The sequence below is a fragment of the Achromobacter maghribensis genome, from assembly GCF_057334215.1.
Genome location: NZ_JBHFII010000045.1, coordinates 1 through 2,071 on the forward strand (window position 1 = coordinate 1; position 2,071 = coordinate 2,071).

2 tRNA genes and 2 rRNA genes are annotated in these 2,071 nt (G+C 52.2%); all 4 read right to left on the reverse strand.

Features of this window, described 5'->3' with window-relative positions:
- Positions 1–182: ribosomal RNA gene (locus ACE039_RS19965) — 23S ribosomal RNA — on the reverse strand; the annotation flags it as partial.
- 294 nt (positions 183–476) lie between these two features.
- A tRNA-Ala gene (locus tag ACE039_RS19970) sits at positions 477–552 on the reverse strand.
- Positions 553–589: 37 nt separating this feature from the next.
- A tRNA-Ile gene (locus ACE039_RS19975) sits at positions 590–666 on the reverse strand.
- Between the two features lie 132 nt (positions 667–798).
- Positions 799–2,071: ribosomal RNA gene (locus ACE039_RS19980) — 16S ribosomal RNA — on the reverse strand; the annotation flags it as partial.

Consider the following 2,071-nt stretch of genomic DNA (forward strand, 5'->3'; position numbering starts at 1 on the left):
GTTCGCTTCCACTAGCCTATGTATTCAGCTAGGGATACCGCATTGCTGCGGTGGGTTTCCCCATTCGGACATCTACGGATCAAAGCTTGTTTGCCAGCTCCCCGTAGCTTTTCGCAGGCTACTACGTCCTTCATCGCCTGTGATCGCCAAGGCATCCACCATATGCACTTAGTCGCTTGATCCTATAACGCTGTAGGCTATAGGACCTGAGTATTAGCGTTTGTGCCGTTCATAAGTTTCAAAGCAGTCTGAGGTTATTCACCCCAGTCTTGAGAACTTGGAACAAAATAATGCAATCACAACCCGTACTTATCTTCTTCAGCTTGCGCCGAGTACTTGATAAGTACATTTCGTTGTGCTTCTTCCAGATTGTTAAAGAACGAATATAGCTGTTAGGTAAAACCTAACTCATAACGCTGCAGACAGCGCTATGAGTTAGCCTCTACATCACCACCAGGTGAGTATTTGAGAATCAATGGTGGAGGTGAACGGGATCGAACCGATGACATCCTGCTTGCAAAGCAGGCGCTCTCCCAGCTGAGCTACACCCCCATATCCCACACAGTGACCAGCACTACGCGAAATACTTTGGTGGGTCTGGTTGGATTCGAACCAACGACCCCCGCCTTATCAAGACGGTGCTCTAACCAACTGAGCTACAGACCCAAAACCTTCTCGGATCAGTAGTCAGGTAGCTGAAGACCCAGGGAAGATTCCCTCGACCCAAGCCTACAACTGATCCCAGCTATATCAAACAACCGATAAGAGTGGACACTTAACACGAGCACTTAAGCTCTGAAAGGAGGTGATCCAGCCGCACCTTCCGATACGGCTACCTTGTTACGACTTCACCCCAGTCATGAATCCTACCGTGGTAATCGCCCCCCTTGCGGTTAGGCTAACTACTTCTGGTAAAACCCACTCCCATGGTGTGACGGGCGGTGTGTACAAGACCCGGGAACGTATTCACCGCGACATGCTGATCCGCGATTACTAGCGATTCCGACTTCACGCAGTCGAGTTGCAGACTGCGATCCGGACTACGATCGGGTTTCTGGGATTGGCTCCCCCTCGCGGGTTGGCGACCCTCTGTCCCGACCATTGTATGACGTGTGAAGCCCTACCCATAAGGGCCATGAGGACTTGACGTCATCCCCACCTTCCTCCGGTTTGTCACCGGCAGTCTCATTAGAGTGCCCTTTCGTAGCAACTAATGACAAGGGTTGCGCTCGTTGCGGGACTTAACCCAACATCTCACGACACGAGCTGACGACAGCCATGCAGCACCTGTGTTCCGGTTCTCTTGCGAGCACTTCCAAATCTCTTCGGAATTCCAGACATGTCAAGGGTAGGTAAGGTTTTTCGCGTTGCATCGAATTAATCCACATCATCCACCGCTTGTGCGGGTCCCCGTCAATTCCTTTGAGTTTTAATCTTGCGACCGTACTCCCCAGGCGGTCAACTTCACGCGTTAGCTGCGCTACTAAGGCCCGAAGGCCCCAACAGCTAGTTGACATCGTTTAGGGCGTGGACTACCAGGGTATCTAATCCTGTTTGCTCCCCACGCTTTCGTGCATGAGCGTCAGTGTTATCCCAGGAGGCTGCCTTCGCCATCGGTGTTCCTCCGCATATCTACGCATTTCACTGCTACACGCGGAATTCCACCTCCCTCTGACACACTCTAGCCCGGTAGTTAAAAATGCAGTTCCAAAGTTAAGCTCTGGGATTTCACATCTTTCTTTCCGAACCGCCTGCGCACGCTTTACGCCCAGTAATTCCGATTAACGCTTGCACCCTACGTATTACCGCGGCTGCTGGCACGTAGTTAGCCGGTGCTTATTCTGCAGGTACCGTCAGTTTCACGGGGTATTAGCCCATGACGTTTCTTTCCTGCCAAAAGTGCTTTACAACCCGAAGGCCTTCATCGCACACGCGGGATGGCTGGATCAGGGTTTCCCCCATTGTCCAAAATTCCCCACTGCTGCCTCCCGTAGGAGTCTGGGCCGTGTCTCAGTCCCAGTGTGGCTGGTCGTCCTCTCAAACCAGCTACGGATCGTCGCCTTGGTGAGCC